Here is a 15833-nt window from a genome sequence, read left to right as displayed (position 1 = left end):
GCCGTCAGTCGTTGGCGGCCGACAACGCTTGGCCGCGGCGGGTGGCGGCCTCGATCGCCCGTCCGACGATGGCCTCGAAACCGTCGGCCTGGAACGATTCGATGGCCGCCTGGGTGGTGCCGTTCGGCGAGGTCACGCGGCGGCGCAGCTCGGCGGGCGCTTCGCCGGATTCATCGAGCATGCGCGACGCACCGAGCAGCGTCTGCACAACCAGCACGCGCGCGGCATCCGGAGCGAGGCCCTGCGCTTGCGCGGCCGCCTCCATCGCTTCGGCCAGCAGGAAGACATACGCGGGGCCGCTGCCGGAGACGGCGGTGACCGCGTCCATCCGCGCTTCGTCGTCGATCCAGACCGTGCGCCCGGCGCTGGCCAGCAGCGTGTCGGCCTGCTGGCGCTGGGCGTGGCTGACACCGGCGGTGGCAAACAGCCCGGTGACGCCGGCGCCGAGCAGGGCGGGGGTGTTGGGCATGGCGCGGACCACCGCCGGGCTGCCCCCCAGCCAGCGCACCAGCTGCGCGCTGGTGATGCCGGCTGCGATGGAGACCACCAGGGGGGCCTGTGCTGCGGCACTCTCTTCCAGCGACGCGCAGACGTCGCGCAGCACCTGCGGTTTCACCGCCAGCAGCCAGACCTGCCCCTGCGCGGCGGCTTCGCTGGCGCTCGCGTAGGTGTGCACGCCGAAGTCGGCGGTGAGCTGGCTGCGCAGCTCGGCCACCGGTTCGGCGACATGCAGATGGGCGGGGGCGACCCCTTGGCGGATCAAGCCGGCGATCAGGCTGCGGGCCATGTTGCCGCCGCCGATGAAGGTGATCGAAGTGCTGGTCATGAGGCGTCCTTGGTCAGAGGGGAGCGCCGGGGGCAACCCGGCTGCGTGGTACGAGGCAGATCGTAGCGGCGGGTTCCACGGGGCTGCGGGTGTCGTGTGCGGGAAGCCGCGGGGCAGAGCCCCGCTCTTCGGATCAATGGCGTGCGCCGAACAGGGCGGTGCCGATGCGGACCAGGGTGGCACCGTGGGCGATGGCCTCGGGGTAGTCGCCGCTCATGCCCATCGACAGCGTATCCACCGCCGGATGGGTGGCCGACAGTGCCTGGAACAGCCCGCCCATGCGCTCGAACGCCGCCGCTCGGCGCGATGCTTGGGGCCACGGCGCGGGGATGGCCATCAGGCCGCGCAGGCGCAGGGTGGGCGCGGCATCGATTGCTGCCGCCAGCGCCGGGATCGCCTCGGGCGTGCAGCCATGCTTGCTGTCTTCATCGTCGATGTTGACCTGGATCAGCACGTTCAGCGGCGTGAGGGAGGCCGGGCGATGTGCGGCCAGCGCGGCGACCAGTTTTGGCCGATCCACGCTCTGCACCCAGTCGAAGTGCTGTGCCGCCAGTTCGGCCTTGTTCGACTGCAGGTGACCGATCAGGTGCCACTCCAGGCCCAGCGCGGCCAACGCGTCGATCTTGGCCACCGCTTCCTGCACGTAGTTCTCGCCGAACGCACGCTGCCCCTGTGCGGCCAGTGCGGCGACCGCGTCGGCCGGCTGGGTCTTGGAGACGGCCAGAAGACGGGGATCTGGCCGCCCGGCGGCCGAGGCCGCGTTGTGCAGGTTCATCAGGAGGGTGGACAGGGGCAGCGCGGACACGGGCGTATTCCGGTAGATCAGGAACGCTATACTGCCGCCCGGGGAAAGAACCTTCCAGTCGCAGCAGTCATGGGGAGTAGCAGCGCATGGATATCGCCGAACTGTTGGCGTTTTCCGTAAAGAACAAAGCGTCGGATCTGCATCTGTCGGCCGGCCTGCCGCCGATGATCCGCGTGGACGGCGATGTCCGTCGCATCAACATTCCGGCCCTGGACCACAAGCAGGTGCATGCGCTGGTGTACGACATCATGTCGGACAAGCAGCGCCGCGATTTCGAAGAGTTTCTCGAGGTCGACTTCTCGTTCGAGATCCCGTCGCTGGCGCGCTTCCGTGTCAACGCGTTCAACCAGAACCGGGGCGCCGGTGCGGTGTTCCGTACCATTCCCTCGGAAGTGCTCACGCTGGAAGACCTGGCGTGTCCGCCGATCTTCCGCGAGCTGATCGACCAGCCGCAGGGCCTGATTCTGGTCACCGGCCCGACCGGTTCGGGCAAATCGACCACGCTGGCGGCGATGATCGACCACATCAACAAGAACGAATACGGCCACATCCTCACCGTCGAGGACCCGATCGAATTCGTCCACACCTCGCAGAAGTGCCTGATCAACCAGCGTGAAGTCCATCGCGATACGCATGGCTTCAACGAAGCGCTGCGTTCGGCCCTCCGTGAAGATCCGGACATCATCCTGGTCGGCGAACTCCGCGACCTGGAGACCATCCGTCTGGCACTGACCGCTGCCGAAACCGGTCACCTGGTGTTCGGTACGCTGCACACCAGCTCGGCGGCCAAGACCATCGACCGCATCATCGACGTGTTCCCCGCCGGCGAGAAGTCGATGGTGCGCTCGATGCTGTCCGAGTCGCTGCGTGCGGTGATCTCGCAGGCGCTGTTGAAGAAGGTCGGCGGCGGGCGTACCGCCGCGTGGGAAATCATGGTGGGCACCCCGGCCATCCGCAACCTGATCCGCGAGGACAAGGTGGCGCAGATGTACTCGGCGATCCAGACCGGCCAGCAGATGGGCATGATGACGCTCGACCAGCATCTCCAGGACCTGGTCAAGCGCAGCCTGATCACGCGCAACCAGGCCAAGGATTACGCCAAGGACAAGCGCATTTTCGAATAGAGGTCGCGCCGGGCCCGGCCCGGTTCGATACGTTCGGTAGTGCCGGCCGCTGGCCGGCACCTGGCAATCTTCGGAGCACACCGCGATGAGCACCACCACCATCGACTTCACCTCGTTCCTCAAGCTGATGGCGCACCAGAAGGCGTCGGACCTGTTCATCACCGCCGGCATGCCGCCGGCGATCAAGGTCAACGGCAAGATCTCGCCGATCACCCAGACCCCGCTGACGCCGCAGCAGAGCCGCGACCTGGTGCTCAACGTGATGACGCCGGCGCAGCGCGAGGAGTTCGAGAAGACCCACGAATGCAACTTCGCCATCGGCCTGTCCGGTGTCGGCCGTTTCCGCGTGAGCTGCTTCTACCAGCGCAACCAGGTGGGGATGGTGCTGCGTCGGATCGAGACGCGCATTCCCACCGTGGAAGAGCTGAGCCTGCCGCCGATCATCAAGACGCTGGCGATGACCAAGCGCGGCATCATCCTGTTCGTCGGCGCGACCGGCACCGGCAAGTCGACCTCGCTGGCGGCGATGATCGGCTACCGCAACCACAACTCCACCGGGCACATCATCACCATCGAAGACCCGATCGAGTTTGTGCACAAGCACGAAGGCTGCATCATCACCCAGCGTGAAGTGGGCATCGATACCGACAGCTGGGAAGCGGCGCTGAAAAACACGCTGCGCCAGGCACCGGACGTCATCATGATCGGCGAGGTGCGGACCCGCGAAGGCATGGACCACGCCATCGCATTTGCCGAGACCGGCCACCTGGTGCTGTGTACGCTGCATGCCAACAACGCCAACCAGGCGATGGACCGCATCATCAACTTCTTCCCTGAGGACCGCCGCAACCAGCTGCTGATGGATCTGTCGCTGAATCTCAAGGGCGTGGTGGCCCAGCAGTTGATTCCCTCGCCGGACGGCAAGTCGCGCAAGGTGGCGATGGAGATCATGCTTGGCACGCCGCTGGTGCAGGATTACATCCGCGACGGCGAGATCCACAAGCTCAAGGAAGTGATGAAGGAGTCCGTGCAGCTGGGCATGCGCACGTTCGACCAGAGCCTGTTCGAGCTGTACCAGGCCGGCGAGATCAGCTACGAGGATGCCCTGCGCTACGCCGACTCGCAGAACGAAGTACGCCTGCGCATCAAGCTGTCGCAGGGCGGCGACGCGCGCACGCTGTCGCAGGGTCTGGATGGGGTGGAGATTTCCGAGATCCGCTGACGCGGCGGGGTCGGACGCGGGCGCGCGCGGTGCATGACCGGCGCGCCCTTGACCCGGTGCGTTTACCTCATCCGCGGATGAACGCCAGCAGATCCGGATTGATCACGTCGGCGTGGGTGGTGCACATGCCGTGCGGATAGCCTTTGTAGACCTTCAACGTGCCGTGCTTGAGCAGCTTGATCGCCAGCTCCGCCGAGTCGGCGATCGGCACGATCTGGTCGTCGTCGCCGTGCATCACCAGCACCGGCACGTCGATCTTCTTCAGGTCCTCGGTGAAGTCGGTTTCCGAGAAGGCCTTGATGCAGTCGTAGTGCGCGTTGATCGCGCCCATCATGCCCTGGCGCCACCAGTTGTCGATGATGCCCTGCACCGGCGGGGTGCCGTCGCGGTTGAAACCATAGAAGGGAATCGGTACCTCGCGGTAGAACGCGGCGCGCCCGGCTGCCAGCTGCGCGCGGAAGCCGTCGAACACCTCCCTGGGCGTGCCGCCCGGGTTGGTGGCGCTCTTGATCATGACCGGCGGCACCGCGCCGATCAGGACGGCCTTGGCAACGCGCCCGGGCTTGGCCTGGGCCACGTAATGGGCCACCTCCCCGCCGCCGGTGGAATGCCCCACGTGCACGGCGTCGCGCAGGTCCAGGTGCTCGGCCAGGGCATTGACGTCGGCCACATAGGTGTCCATCTCGTGGCCGTCACGGGTCTGCGAGGAGCGGCCGTGGCCACGCCGGTCGTGGGCGATCACGCGGTAGCCCTGCAGCAGGAAGAACTGCAGCTGGCTGTCCCAGTCGTCGGCGCTGAGCGGCCAGCCGTGGTGGAAGACGATCGGCTGGCCCTTGCCCCAGTCCTTGTAGAAGATCTGGGTGTTGTCCGGGGTGGTGACATACGGCATGACGCGAACTCCTTTGGGGGTGGGGGATACGCGGGGTGAGGCCAGCATGCTGCCGCAGCCGGGTGTTCAGCCGGCATGAAAAGAACCGGCGGCCGGCGGCGTGTCGATTCTCCACCCGCTGCAGCGTCGAACCGATGACAGGCGTGCCCTCCGGCCCGCCGCCCTGCGGAGTACCGAGATGAGCGACACCCCGATCAAAGGCCCTGCGTCCTACTTCCCATCCATCGAGAAAACCTATGGCCAGCCGGTCGGCCACTGGCTGGCGCTGCTGGTTACCCAGGGCGGGCTCAAGCACATGGAACTGGTGGCGTTCCTGAAAACCGAGCACGGGCTGGGCCACGGCCACGCCAATGCGCTGGTGGCCCACCACCTGCGCGGTGGGGGCGGCTGAACGGCCCGGCCAGCTGGCTGAACGATTTCAACTGCAACTGTCACGTAGATCGTGTCTAATACCGCCCCCACCCGCGGTACCCCCACGTGACTTCCCTTGATTCCCACAGCCCCGAGCCGTGCGGCGACGCTGACGGCCACCTGGTCACCGCCGGCCCGCTGACCCCGCCGCCGGACAGTGCCGGCACCGTCGCCGACGAGAAGGCGCTGCGCCATTCCGTTGCCGAGGACGTGCAGGGCATGCTGCTGGCCACGCTGGTGGCCTCGCTGGGCCTGGCCATCTTCGCCAAGGGCGGGCTGATGATCGGGGGCATGGCCGGGTTGGCGTTCCTGGCCCATTACGCCTTCGGCTGGAACTTCGGCCTGGTGTTCGTGCTGGTCAACCTGCCGTTCTACTGGGTGGCGGTGCGACGCATGGGCTGGGAGTTCACGCTCAAGACCTTCGCGGCGGTGACCGCCTGTGGCGTGCTGACCGACCTGCTGCCGCGCTGGGCCGATTTCGCCCACATCAGCTCGCTGTACTCGGCCATCGTCGGTGGCGCGCTGGCTGGCCTGGGCATCCTGTTCTACATCCGCCACCGTGCCAGCCTCGGCGGCATCGGCATCCTGGCGGTGTACCTGCAGCGCACCCGTGGCTGGAGCGCGGGCAAGGTGCAGATGTCCTTCGACACGCTGCTGATGTGCGTGGCCTTCTTCGTGCTGTCCCCGTCGAAGGTGATGTACTCGGCGATCGGCGCGGTGGTGCTCAGCCTGGTGCTGATGTTCAACCACCGCCCCGGCCGTTACATGGGCGTGTGACCCGAGGCGGCTGCCAGCCGCGCGAACACCGGGCAGTCCGGGCTGTGCGCGCCTGGCAGGTAGCCCAGGCTCATCAGGAACTCGCCGGTGATCTCACCCCCGGTGAAGCGGAAGGTTTTCTTGAACAGCTTCACCCAGGCCGCCTTGTCCTGCGGATGGTGCGCGTCCAGCCAGGCGGCGAAACTGCCGTGGCTGGCCCGCAGCTGCTGGATGACCTGCGCGTTGTGGACGGCGGCATGCACCTTGAGCCGGTTGCGGATGATGCCGGCGTCGCCCAGCAGGCGTTCGATGTCGCGCTCGCCATAGGCGGCCACGGTGTCCACATCGAAACCGTCGTAGGCGGCACGGAAGCCCTCGCGTTTCTTCAGGATGGTCTCCCAGCTCAGCCCGGCCTGGTTGATCTCCAGGATCAGCCGTTCGAACAGCTCGCGTTCGTCGCGTTGCGGGAAGCCGTACTCGTGGTCGTGGTAGTGGCCATGCACGGGATGGCCAGGGGCGATCAGGCAGTAGCCGCTCACGGGGTGTCCTCGGACGAAGGGGGAGGGGTCTGGATGTCCTGCGGCTCGCCGCCATCCAGTGATACCTGCGGCCAGCGCGGGCGATGCAGCGTGATGTTGCCCTGGCGCACTGCGGTCTGGATGCGCCCGGTGCTGCCGGCCCAGAAGGTGAGGGTACCGCCGTCACGCCACTGTGCGCCTTCCAGGACATGCAGTTGGCAGGACGATCCCACCGTGCCGCTCACATCGCACAACAGCATCTCGTCGCGGCCGTCGCCATCCAGATCGCGGCGCAGGGCGACGCACGGATGGCCGGGCCGCAGGCAGTCGTTGGCGGACACCTTGCCGGCGAGCAGCGCGTCCCACCAGGCGGTATCCGGTGCCGGGCTGTTGGCGGCAGGCACGAGCTGGCGCTGCAGCACCGCGCGCTCGGTGACCGCCGCCACCGACGACGACGACGTCGCACGGTCGCCATGCCAGCGCGACTGGCGCGCCAGCGCGGCATCGATCACCGCCACGGCGGCGGGAGCGTCCTTGAAGCCCGGGGCGTCACGCAGCGCCTGCAGGGCCTGGTAGCCGCGCCGGCCGAGCTCGAAACGCAGTACGCGTGCGTCATCTTCCTCGATCTGCGGCGCCTGCGCCTGCAGGCGGGCGACCTGGCTGTGCACGCTCAGCCGCACCGGGTCCAGCAGGGGCGTATGCGGCAGCACCGCAGCGGCCAGCACGGCCCAGCAGACCCATCGGTTGATCGTCTCGATGCCCTGCAACCAGCGCGGGAACCGGCGCAGCGCGGCCCACGCGTAGCCGAGCGCGTACCCGGCCAGCAGCAGCGCGATCAGCGCCACCCACACCCGCGGCAGCGTCCAGCCATGCTGCTCCACGCGCAGGGCCACTGCGTAGAGGGCCAATCCGGCGTAGACCGGCAACGCCAGCAGGCTGGCATCCACCAGCCGCCGCAACCACGCCGGATACGGCGTCACGTCGCTGTCCTGCTGGTAAACCGCATTGGTGAACACCACCAGCAGCGCCACGATGGAGAGCAGCAGGGCGGCAGCCGAGCGGGTCTTCCACAGCGGTTCCAACCCGGTGAACGGCAGGCTGCACACGAACAGCACCGCGATGAACGCCAGCAGTGGCAGCAGCCCCTTGCACACCGCGAACAGCACCTGCCGGGTGACCTGCACCGCGCGCTGCTGGGTGCGTCCGATCAGGATGCCAAAGCCCATCAGCGTGCCGGTGGCCACTGCGATGAAGGCGCCCTGCTGGAACAGGTCGCGGAAGAAGCGGATATCCACCAGCATGAACAGCAGTGCCCACAACGACAGCAGCAGCCAGGTCAGTCCGGTGAACGCCACCGCCAGGGCCAGCGTCAGGGCGTTCTGCCAGGCGTGTTCAAACAACGCGGTGTAGGTGGCGCGCCAATGGCCGCTGGCGAGCCGGTACTGCCACCACGGCAGCAGCACGAAGAAGCCCACCGCCATGCTCAAGGCAAATGGCGTCACCAGCGGGCCTTCGGCCAGGCCGGGCGCGCCCTGCAGATTCCAGCCGATCCAGCCGGACAGCGCCAGCACACCCAGCAGGCCGACGGCGGCGTGCGCCCAGAGACGGCGGTCGTTGAGCCGTGTTGCCGCCAGTACGATCGCGCCCGGTATCAGCAGGACGGCCGCGTTCCAGCACAATTGGCCGGTGATGCTGTCGAACGGCCAGGTGGTATCTGCCTGGGTGGCGATGTACAGCAGCAGTCCCTGCAACAAGGCAATCAGCACGATCGCGCTGCGGGTGTTCAGCGGCAGCGGCGGGCTGTCGTTCATGGAGGCTCTCCTTGCGTGAGTGCGTGCATCGTAGCGGAGGGCTCACGCCGGTGCGCAGGCCAGCGGGTAGAATGGCCCCATGTCCGAGCTTTCCACCTCTCTCGCCCATCATTTCCTGGTCGCGCTGCCGTCGCTGAGCGATCCCCCGTTCGCGCGCGGCGTTGCGCTGATCTGCCAGCACGACGACAACGGTGCGATGGGAGTACTGGTCAACCAGCCTTCCGAGTACACCCTCGGCGACGTGCTGGCGCAGATGGAGATCCCGACCGATGACGGCGCGCTGCGTGGGCAGATCGTGCTCAACGGCGGACCGGTGCATCCCGAACGCGGCTTTGTGATCCATGACGATGCGCGACCGTGGGATTCCAGCCTCAACGTGGGCCAGGGTGTGTACCTGACCACCTCGCGCGACATCCTCGAAGCGATGGCCCGCGGCGAAGGCCCGCGCAACGCGCTGGTCACGCTGGGCTGCGCGGGATGGAGCGAAGGCCAGCTTGAAAGCGAACTGGCCGACAACAGCTGGCTCACCGTGCCGGCCGACGAGGAGCTGCTGTTCACCACGCCGCTGGAGCAGCGCTGGCAGGGCGCGGCCTCGCGCATCGGCGTGGATCTGTTCCGCCTCACCGACTACAGCGGCCATGTCTGAGCCGACCGCCACCGCGCCCGGCACCATCCGCCGAGACGGCACCGTGCTCGGTTTCGACGTGGGCTCGCGCCGGATCGGTGTGGCCATCGGCAGTTCGTTCGGCACGCATGCCCGGGCCATCGCGGTTGTGGATGTGCATGGCAATGGGCCGGACTGGGCAGCGGTCGAACGCCTGCTCAAGGAATGGCGCCCGGACGGGCTGGTGGTTGGCGATCCGCTGACCCTGGACGGCCAGGACCAGCCCAACCGCAAGCGCGCGCAGGGTTTCGCGCGGCAGCTGCGCGAACGTTTCAAACTGCCGGTGGTGCTGATCGACGAGCGCTCCAGCTCGGTCGAGGCGGCACGCCGGTTTGCGGTCGAGCGCGCCGAAGGCCGCAAGCGTCGCCGTGATGCCGCCACCCTGGATGCGGTGGCCGCAGCGGTGATCATCGAACGCTGGCTGTCTTCGCCCGACGACGCCACCCCCGTTTCCTGACCCCCAGACCTAGCCCATGACCGCCTCGCAACTCGATTCCGATGGACGCCTGCGCCACCTGCTGACCCTGGAAGGGCTTCCCCGCCAGACCCTGCTGCAGCTGCTCGACCGGGCCGGCCAGATCCGCGACGCCGCGGTCGGCCGGGTCGGCAACAAGCGTCACGTGCTGGGGGGCTCGGCGGTGTGCACCCTGTTCTTCGAACCGTCCACGCGCACGCGCAGTTCGTTCCAGCTGGCTGCACAGCGGCTGGGCGCGGATGTGCTGAACTTCGACGCGTCAACCTCGTCCACGCGCAAGGGCGAAACCGCATGCGATACGCTGAAGAACCTGGAAGCGATGGGCGTGCGCGGCTTTGTCGTACGCCATCCCGATGACGGCGCCGTGGCTGCGCTGGCCGCGGCCGCAGGCGAGGGCACGGCCCTGGTCAATGCCGGTGACGGCCGCAGCGCGCACCCGACCCAGGGCCTGCTCGACATGTTGACCCTGCGCCAGGCCAAGGGCAGCGATTTCTCGAAAATGAAGGTGATCATCGTCGGCGACGTGAAGCACTCGCGCGTGGCCCGTACCGATCTGCATGCGCTGCGCACGCTGGGCGTGGGCGAGATCCGCGTGTGCGGCCCGCAGTCGCTGCTGCCGGACGACGACACCCTGAAAGGCTGCATCGTCGGCCAGGATTTCGACGCCATGCTGGAAGGCGCCGATGCGCTGATGATGCTGCGCCTGCAGCGCGAGCGCATGGAAGAAGGCCTGGTGCCGTCGCTCGAGCAGTATCACGCGCAGTACGGCCTGGATGCCGCGCGCCTGAAGCGTGCCGGCCAGGAGGCCGCCGTGCTGCACCCCGGCCCGATCAACCGCGGCGTGGAAGTCACCGACGAAGTGGCCGACGGCCCGCAGTCGTGGGTGCTGCGCCAGGTCGCCAACGGCGTCGCCGTGCGCATGGCGGTGCTGGAAACGCTGCTGGGGTAAGGACCGCTCGCCGGCACTTCCGGTGCCTGTGGCCCGCGTGAAGCGCCGGCCAGCGGCCGGCCATGCCCGGACGTCGCGGGCCCCGTGGTCCGGATGGCGGGCGGCCTGAGGTGGGTTCAGTTGGGTGGAGTGGATGGGCGCCGGCCGGCGGCCTGCTCCAGCTGGTCGATGTAGATCAGTTCGTTCCTGGCGGTCTTGCTGTCGGGGTCGATTTTCTGCGAGGCGAGGTAGGCGGCGCGCGCGCTTGGGAGATCGCCCAGTTCGATGTGGGCGAAGCCGACGCCACGCAGGGCGAGGGCTTCCATGCGGCGGTTCTCGGGTTGGCTGCGGGCCAGCTCGAGGGCGCGGGTGTAGGCGTCCATCGCGCCCTGCCAATCCTTGCGCCGGACCAGGGCCGCGCCGCGTTCGCACAGCGCTTCGGCATCGTAGGGCGCCACCGCGATGGCCTTGTCCAGCCACCGCAGCGCGGCGTCCACGTCGCCGTGCTCCAGAGCGATGTAGCCCAGGTGGTTGTAGGCCTTGGCACAGGCCAGGTCCAGCCATTCGGTCGGCGTGCCACGCCCCGGGCCTTCCATGTACATCGTGTACTGGCGGTGGGTCTGGAAACTCAGTGCACGGCGCCCGGGTACCGCCTGCTGCGCATCGCAGTAGCGCACGGCGTCGGTGAGCACCGGTGCGGCGGCGGCGGGGTTGCCGGCCAGACTGAGGTCCACGGCGTCCTGCACGGCAGTGCGGTACTGCGTGCCCAGCGCGGGTTCGCCCTGCGCGGCGGGCAGCGCGGTGGTGACGCTGTAGCTGGAGGACGGCGGTTCCTGGGCCAGCCCCAGGGGCGGAACGGCAAGGGCAATCAACAGTACCTGCGGGCGCACACGCATCGTCAGCTTCCATGCAACCAGTGTGGAGGCGACGATACCGCGTCTTCGGGCCGGATGTCAGTGCTGCGTCTGCGCCCAGAGCCACGACCACATCGCCGGATCGGCATAGGTCGCATCCCAGGCGTTGTGGTTGCCCTGCGGGTACTCGGTATAGCGCACGTCGCGGGCACCGGCCTGCTGGAACGCGGCGTACAGCCGGCGGTCGTCGTCGGGCAGCACCACGTCGTCCAGCGCGCCGTGGAAGATCCAGATCGGGGTCTGCTTCAGGCGCTGGGCGATGGCGGCATACGGGTCGCTTTCGTGGGCGACGTCCTCTACGCGCAGGGTGGGGCGTACCGCGCGCGGGGCCGCTACCGCGCCGCACACCGGGACGATCGCGGCGAAGCGGGTGGGGACGTCCAGAGCGATGTTCCAACTGCCGTAGCCCCCCATCGACATGCCGGTCAGGTATTGCCGGCGGGGATCGGCCCCGAACTCGGCGATGGTCGCATCCAGCGCCGCCAGGGCGATGCGGTTGGTGTCCCCGGACCATTCCCGGTCATCCGGCGCCTGCGGCAACACCACCAGGCCGGGGAAGCTGTCCGCATTCTGGCGCAGGTACGGGCCAAGCCCAGCCTGGGTCTGGCGGCGGCCGTCGCGCCCGCGTTCGCCGGAACCATGCAGGAACAGCACCACCGGCAACGTACCGTGGGCGGCCGCCGCGTTGCGTGGCACGAAGACCTGGTAGTACGACGTGCGGCCATCGACCTTGACCGCGCGGCCGACGAACTGGCCGGCCGTGTCATCCGGCGCGGTCGCGCAGCCGGCCACCGTCATCATCGCCACCGCCCACAGCAGCCATCCACCCCAGCGTCGTGCCATTGTCGTGCCCTGATTGAAATCGTTTTCAGTCTAGGCGCCGCCGCGTGCCGGGGCATCGTGCAGTGCATCAGTCCGGGCGCGGCGCGGCCGCCAGGATCTCCAGCTGTTCGATCGCTTCGGGGTGGCCGTCGGCGGCAGCCGCCTGCACCTGCGCAAGGCTGGGGTGGACCACCAGCAGCACGGGGTTCTCGCACTGGGGGCAGTCGAACTCGGCCTCGTCCTCGTGCAGTTCCAGTGTCATCTGGCGCGCGCTGCCCTGCCATTCACAGGCGGGGCAGGCATGGGTCTGCTCGCGCCAGCCGGGCTGGAAGTAGTTGTCGAGAGTGAGCGCCATAGGGGTGTCCGGGTCAGTGCAGCAGGATCAGGGTGGCCAGGCCGAGGAAACTGAAGAAGCCCATGACGTCGGTCACTGCGGTGACCACCACGGTGCCGGCCACGGCCGGATCGACGTTCATGCGCTTGAGCAGCAGCGGCAGCAGCACGCCGGCCAGCGCGGCGGCGCAGAAATTGATGATCAGCGCGAGCGTGATGACCAGCGAGAGCAGGAAACTGTGGAACCACAGGAAGGCGATGATGCCGACCACGGTGCCGATCAGGGTGCCGTTGATCAGCGCCACCCGCGATTCCTTCCACAGCAGGATGCGCGCATTGCTCTGGCCCACCTGGCCCAGCGCGATGCCGCGCACCATCAGGGTCAGCACCTGCACGGCGGCATTGCCGCCGACGCCGGCCACGATCGGCATCAGCACCGCCAGGGCCACCACTTTCTGCAGGGTCATCTCGAACTGACCGATCACGCTGGCGGCGAGGAAGGCGGTGCACAGGTTGATGCCCAGCCAGACCACGCGGCCGCGCACGGCGCGCCTGATCGGCGAGAACAGGTCTTCCTCTTCGTCCAGACCGGCGGCGCCCAGCGCCTGGTGCTCGGCCTGCGACCGGATGATGTCGACCACGTCATCGATGGTGATGCGGCCGAGCAGGATGTTGTTGTCATCCACCACGGGCGCCGACACCCAGTCATGGTCGGAGAACTGGCGGGCCACTTCCTCGGCACTCTCGCCGACGTCGATGGCCGGCTGCTCGTCGTCGATCAGCCGGTTGATCGGGGTGTTGTCCTCATGGGTGACCAGCGATGCCAGCGACAGCCGGCCCAGGTACTGGTGACGGCGGCTGACCACGAACAGGTGATCGGTATGGTCCGGGAGCTCGCCGCGCAGGCGCAGGTAGCGCAGCACCACGTCGACGTTGACGTCGGCGCGCACGGTCACCACGTCCGGGTTCATCAGGCGGCCGGCACTGTCCTCGGGATACGACAGCACCTGCTCGAGCCGCTCGCGGTTCTCGCGGTCCATCGACTTGAGCACTTCATCGATGACCGTGTCCGGCAGGTCTTCGACCAGGTCGGCCAGATCGTCGATGTCGAGATCTTCGACCGCAGCGATGATTTCGTCGGGGTCCATGTCCGCGAGCAGGCTCTCGCGCACTTCCTCACCGACGTGGACCAGCACCTCACCGTCGTCTTCCGGGTCGACCAGTCCCCACACCACCTCGCGCTTGCCCGGCGGCAGCGATTCGAGCAGGTTGCCGATCTCGGCCGGTGCCAGCGTGTTGACCAGCCGGCGCACCGGACCCAGGCGCCCGCTGTCCAGTGCATCGGACAACAGCCGCAGCTGGCGTGCCGTCTTGTCGTGGCGTACGGCTTCGGCCATGCGCAGCTCCTGCGGAAAAAGAAAAGGCCGCTATCCCGGAGAGGATGCGGCATCGGCGGTGGTCAGCGCGTCATTATCGCGCGCTTGTGTGTCAATCGGGTAGGTGCGCGGGGTGGGCCGCACGCGGCGCGATGGCGCCGGCTGCTGGCCGGCAACCACGCAGATTCATCCGCCTGCCTTCTCGATCCAGCGTTCGATGCCACGGCGGTCCCGCGCCTGCAGCAGCTTGGGCGCCATTGCCTGCAGCATCGACAGATCGCTGTCGCGGATGGCGCGGCGTACTTCCAGCAGGGTGCCCGGGTGCAGGCTGAACTCGGTGAGCCCCAGCGCCAGCAGCAGGGGGGTCATGCGCGGATCGCCGGCGATCTCGCCGCAGACCGCCACCGGGATGTCGTAGGCCTGGCCGGTGCGCAGAATGTGCGCGAGCAGGCGTACCACCGCCGGATGCAGCGGCGAGTACAGCTCGCCCACGGCTTCGTTGTTGCGGTCGGCGGCGAGCAGGTACTGCACCAGGTCGTTGGTGCCGATCGACAGGAAGTCGACCAGGTCTATGAAACTCTCCAGCGCGATGGCGGCGGCAGGCACCTCGATCATGGCGCCGAACGGGATGTGTTCGGCCACCTCGTGGCCCTCGGCGCGCAGCAGGTCGGCCTGCTTGTTCAAGCGCCGGCGCACCGCCAGCACTTCCTCGCGGGTGCTCACCATCGGGATCAGGATGCGCAGCTTGCCGTAGGCCGAGGCGCGCAGGATCGCGCGCAGCTGGGTATCGGCCACTTTGGGCCGGGCCAGCGACAGGCGCACTCCGCGCAGGCCCAATGCCGGATTCTCTTCGTTGCTCAGGGTCAGCCCGGTGCGGTCGGCCTTGTCCGCGCCCAGGTCCAGGGTGCGGATGGTGACGGGCCGGCCGCTCATGCCAAGCGCGGCGTCGCGGTAGGTTTCGAACTGCTCCTGCTCGTCCGGCAGCTCGTTGCGCTGCAGGAACAGGAATTCGGTGCGGTACAGGCCCAGGCCCTGCGCGCCGAGGGCGTGCGCCTGGGTGACATCCTCGCTGGATTCGGCATTGGCGAGCAGGACGATGTCGACGTTGTCGCGGGTGCGGCTGGGCTTGGTGCGCAGCCGGCCCAGTTCGCGCTGCTCGCGCGCATGTTCGCGCAGTCGCCCGCGGTAGTCGCGCAGGTCCGGTGCGTGCGGGTTGATGGTGACGGTGCCGTCGCTGCCGTCCATGATCAGCACGTCGCCGTCGGCCACCTTCTGCAGCACGTTGGGCACGTTGACGATCAGCGGCAGGTGCAGGCTGCGCGCCAGGATCGCGCTGTGCGACAGCGCGCTGCCGCCGGCGGTGACGATGCCGACCACGCCGTGCGCCTGCAATTGTGCGAGCTCGGACGGGGCGATGTTGTCGCAGACCAGAATCTCCCCGGCCATGCCTTTGACGTCGGGCGGGCGCTTCTGCAGGAAGGCGTGGATGCGGCCGATCACATGGTCCAGATCGTCCATGCGGCTCTTCAGGTAGGCATCGTCCATGCCGTCGAAGACCTTGGCCAGCCGGTCACGCTGCACGCGCAGGGCATAGCCGGCGCTGTACGGACCGCTGCGGATCAGTTCATCCAGCCCGAACAGCAGCTCCGGGTCGTCCAGCAGCAGCGCGTGCAGGTCAAGGAACTCGCCGGCCTCCTGGTTCAGCGCGCCGTGCAGCCGTTGGCGCAGGTCGTGCATTTCGCCGCGGGCGGCGTCCACCGCGCTATGCAGCCGCTTGAGCTCGGCATCCACCTTGGCGGCGGGAATGCGCTGCTCGGCCACCTCCAGCACGTGCGGCAGGCGGACCCGCGCACGCCCGAGCGCGTTGCCGCGCGAGGCACCGTGGCCGCCCAGCAGCACCGCCCCGGACGCGGTCCGTGACGTGGTGCTGGCGGCCGGTCGCGACGGTTGCCCCGGCAT

At 68.2% G+C, this 15833-nt stretch carries 17 protein-coding genes; 7 read left to right on the top strand and 10 right to left on the bottom strand.

Annotation, left to right across the window (positions count from 1 at the left end; all coding sequences use genetic code 11):
* Positions 1-4 precede the first annotated feature (4 nt).
* Together proC and GDJ08_RS06845 are read right to left on the bottom strand one after the other, a co-directional pair.
* Complete coding sequence (gene proC / locus GDJ08_RS06850; protein ID WP_136006506.1) at positions 5-826, bottom strand: pyrroline-5-carboxylate reductase; 822 nt, start codon at positions 824-826, stop codon at positions 5-7.
* Between the two features lie 133 nt (positions 827-959).
* Positions 960-1601 carry a YggS family pyridoxal phosphate-dependent enzyme gene (locus GDJ08_RS06845; protein ID WP_037590813.1) on the bottom strand — a complete coding sequence of 214 codons (642 nt, stop codon included), beginning with the start codon at positions 1599-1601 and terminating at the stop codon, positions 960-962.
* 116 nt (positions 1602-1717) lie between these two features.
* Here GDJ08_RS06845 and GDJ08_RS06840 point away from each other — a divergent pair, with 116 nt between their 5' ends.
* On the top strand, positions 1718-2755 hold the full coding sequence (locus GDJ08_RS06840; RefSeq protein WP_017354961.1) for a type IV pilus twitching motility protein PilT: 1038 nt from the start codon (positions 1718-1720) through the stop codon (positions 2753-2755).
* Positions 2756-2840: 85 nt separating this feature from the next.
* Positions 2841-3977 (top strand): PilT/PilU family type 4a pilus ATPase, encoded by a 1137-nt coding sequence (locus tag GDJ08_RS06835; protein ID WP_017354960.1) that lies wholly within the window; start codon positions 2841-2843, stop codon positions 3975-3977.
* Positions 3978-4044: 67 nt separating this feature from the next.
* Here GDJ08_RS06835 and GDJ08_RS06830 read toward each other — a convergent pair whose 3' ends face one another.
* Positions 4045-4866: an alpha/beta fold hydrolase gene (locus tag GDJ08_RS06830; RefSeq protein WP_017354959.1), complete on the bottom strand. Its 822-nt coding sequence runs from the start codon at positions 4864-4866 to the stop codon at positions 4045-4047.
* A gap of 178 nt (positions 4867-5044) precedes the next feature.
* Here GDJ08_RS06830 and GDJ08_RS06825 point away from each other — a divergent pair, with 178 nt between their 5' ends.
* Both GDJ08_RS06825 and GDJ08_RS06820 read left to right on the top strand, forming a co-directional pair.
* Positions 5045-5257: a DUF4287 domain-containing protein gene (locus GDJ08_RS06825; protein WP_017354958.1), complete on the top strand. Its 213-nt coding sequence runs from the start codon at positions 5045-5047 to the stop codon at positions 5255-5257.
* A gap of 86 nt (positions 5258-5343) precedes the next feature.
* The gene (locus tag GDJ08_RS06820; RefSeq protein ID WP_017354957.1) at positions 5344-6054 is read left to right on the top strand and encodes a YitT family protein; all 711 of its coding nucleotides are present in this window, start codon (positions 5344-5346) and stop codon (positions 6052-6054) included.
* Here the strand turns inward: GDJ08_RS06820 and GDJ08_RS06815 are convergent.
* Both GDJ08_RS06815 and GDJ08_RS06810 read right to left on the bottom strand, forming a co-directional pair.
* Positions 6039-6572, bottom strand: a complete 534-nt coding sequence (locus GDJ08_RS06815; protein ID WP_017354956.1) for a DNA-3-methyladenine glycosylase I — start codon at positions 6570-6572, stop codon at positions 6039-6041. The two genes, GDJ08_RS06820 and GDJ08_RS06815, sit on opposite strands and share 16 nt — an antisense overlap.
* Positions 6569-8362 carry a DUF4153 domain-containing protein gene (locus tag GDJ08_RS06810; RefSeq protein ID WP_153164543.1) on the bottom strand — a complete coding sequence of 598 codons (1794 nt, stop codon included), beginning with the start codon at positions 8360-8362 and terminating at the stop codon, positions 6569-6571. The genes GDJ08_RS06815 and GDJ08_RS06810 overlap by 4 nt, the downstream gene beginning before the upstream one ends.
* A gap of 79 nt (positions 8363-8441) precedes the next feature.
* Here GDJ08_RS06810 and GDJ08_RS06805 point away from each other — a divergent pair, with 79 nt between their 5' ends.
* Genes GDJ08_RS06805 through GDJ08_RS06795 form a run of 3 tightly spaced genes read left to right on the top strand, consistent with a single transcriptional unit; the run spans position 8442 to position 10450 of the window.
* Complete coding sequence (locus GDJ08_RS06805; RefSeq protein WP_017354954.1) at positions 8442-9008, top strand: YqgE/AlgH family protein; 567 nt, start codon at positions 8442-8444, stop codon at positions 9006-9008.
* Positions 9001-9483, top strand: coding sequence for a Holliday junction resolvase RuvX (gene ruvX / locus GDJ08_RS06800; protein ID WP_017354953.1), 483 nt, complete (start codon positions 9001-9003; stop codon positions 9481-9483). Before GDJ08_RS06805 ends, ruvX begins: the two co-directional genes overlap by 8 nt.
* 16 nt (positions 9484-9499) lie before the next feature.
* The gene (locus GDJ08_RS06795) at positions 9500-10450 is read left to right on the top strand and encodes an aspartate carbamoyltransferase catalytic subunit (protein ID WP_017354952.1); all 951 of its coding nucleotides are present in this window, start codon (positions 9500-9502) and stop codon (positions 10448-10450) included.
* A 116-nt stretch (positions 10451-10566) separates the two neighbouring features.
* Here GDJ08_RS06795 and GDJ08_RS06790 read toward each other — a convergent pair whose 3' ends face one another.
* From GDJ08_RS06790 to ptsP, 5 genes are all read right to left on the bottom strand, one after another.
* Entirely contained in the window at positions 10567-11325 is a 759-nt protein-coding gene (locus tag GDJ08_RS06790) for a tetratricopeptide repeat protein (protein ID WP_153164542.1), read from the bottom strand.
* Between the two features lie 57 nt (positions 11326-11382).
* Complete coding sequence (locus tag GDJ08_RS06785; protein WP_153164541.1) at positions 11383-12186, bottom strand: carboxylesterase family protein; 804 nt, start codon at positions 12184-12186, stop codon at positions 11383-11385.
* Between the two features lie 67 nt (positions 12187-12253).
* Positions 12254-12520 carry a hypothetical protein gene (locus GDJ08_RS06780; protein ID WP_153164540.1) on the bottom strand — a complete coding sequence of 89 codons (267 nt, stop codon included), beginning with the start codon at positions 12518-12520 and terminating at the stop codon, positions 12254-12256.
* A 13-nt stretch (positions 12521-12533) separates the two neighbouring features.
* Positions 12534-13895 carry a magnesium transporter gene (mgtE, locus tag GDJ08_RS06775; protein WP_017354948.1) on the bottom strand — a complete coding sequence of 454 codons (1362 nt, stop codon included), beginning with the start codon at positions 13893-13895 and terminating at the stop codon, positions 12534-12536.
* Positions 13896-14060: 165 nt separating this feature from the next.
* Entirely contained in the window at positions 14061-15833 is a 1773-nt protein-coding gene (gene ptsP / locus GDJ08_RS06770; RefSeq protein ID WP_153164539.1) for a phosphoenolpyruvate--protein phosphotransferase, read from the bottom strand.

This window comes from Stenotrophomonas nematodicola (assembly GCF_009467805.1).
GTDB lineage: Bacteria > Pseudomonadota > Gammaproteobacteria > Xanthomonadales > Xanthomonadaceae > Stenotrophomonas > Stenotrophomonas nematodicola.
The sequence above is the reverse complement of the archived record's forward strand: the minus strand, read 5'-3'. Positions and strand labels throughout refer to the sequence as shown.

Excerpts from the sequence above, each read along its gene's own strand:
- proC (WP_136006506.1), bottom strand. The coding sequence starts at position 826 with ATGACCAGCACTTCGATCACCTTCATCGGCGGCGGCAACATGGCCCGC.
- GDJ08_RS06845 (WP_037590813.1), bottom strand. The coding sequence starts at position 1,601 with ATGAACCTGCACAACGCGGCCTCGGCCGCCGGGCGGCCAGATCCCCGT.
- GDJ08_RS06840 (WP_017354961.1), top strand. The coding sequence starts at position 1,718 with ATGGATATCGCCGAACTGTTGGCGTTTTCCGTAAAGAACAAAGCGTCG.
- GDJ08_RS06835 (WP_017354960.1), top strand. The coding sequence starts at position 2,841 with ATGAGCACCACCACCATCGACTTCACCTCGTTCCTCAAGCTGATGGCG.
- GDJ08_RS06830 (WP_017354959.1), bottom strand. The coding sequence starts at position 4,866 with ATGCCGTATGTCACCACCCCGGACAACACCCAGATCTTCTACAAGGAC.
- GDJ08_RS06825 (WP_017354958.1), top strand. The coding sequence starts at position 5,045 with ATGAGCGACACCCCGATCAAAGGCCCTGCGTCCTACTTCCCATCCATC.
- GDJ08_RS06810 (WP_153164543.1), bottom strand. The coding sequence starts at position 8,362 with ATGAACGACAGCCCGCCGCTGCCGCTGAACACCCGCAGCGCGATCGTG.
- GDJ08_RS06805 (WP_017354954.1), top strand. The coding sequence starts at position 8,442 with ATGTCCGAGCTTTCCACCTCTCTCGCCCATCATTTCCTGGTCGCGCTG.
- ruvX (WP_017354953.1), top strand. The coding sequence starts at position 9,001 with ATGTCTGAGCCGACCGCCACCGCGCCCGGCACCATCCGCCGAGACGGC.
- GDJ08_RS06795 (WP_017354952.1), top strand. The coding sequence starts at position 9,500 with ATGACCGCCTCGCAACTCGATTCCGATGGACGCCTGCGCCACCTGCTG.
- GDJ08_RS06790 (WP_153164542.1), bottom strand. The coding sequence starts at position 11,325 with ATGCGTGTGCGCCCGCAGGTACTGTTGATTGCCCTTGCCGTTCCGCCC.
- GDJ08_RS06785 (WP_153164541.1), bottom strand. The coding sequence starts at position 12,186 with ATGGCACGACGCTGGGGTGGATGGCTGCTGTGGGCGGTGGCGATGATG.
- GDJ08_RS06780 (WP_153164540.1), bottom strand. The coding sequence starts at position 12,520 with ATGGCGCTCACTCTCGACAACTACTTCCAGCCCGGCTGGCGCGAGCAG.
- mgtE (WP_017354948.1), bottom strand. The coding sequence starts at position 13,895 with ATGGCCGAAGCCGTACGCCACGACAAGACGGCACGCCAGCTGCGGCTG.
- ptsP (WP_153164539.1), bottom strand. The coding sequence starts at position 15,833 with ATGCCGGGGCAACCGTCGCGACCGGCCGCCAGCACCACGTCACGGACC.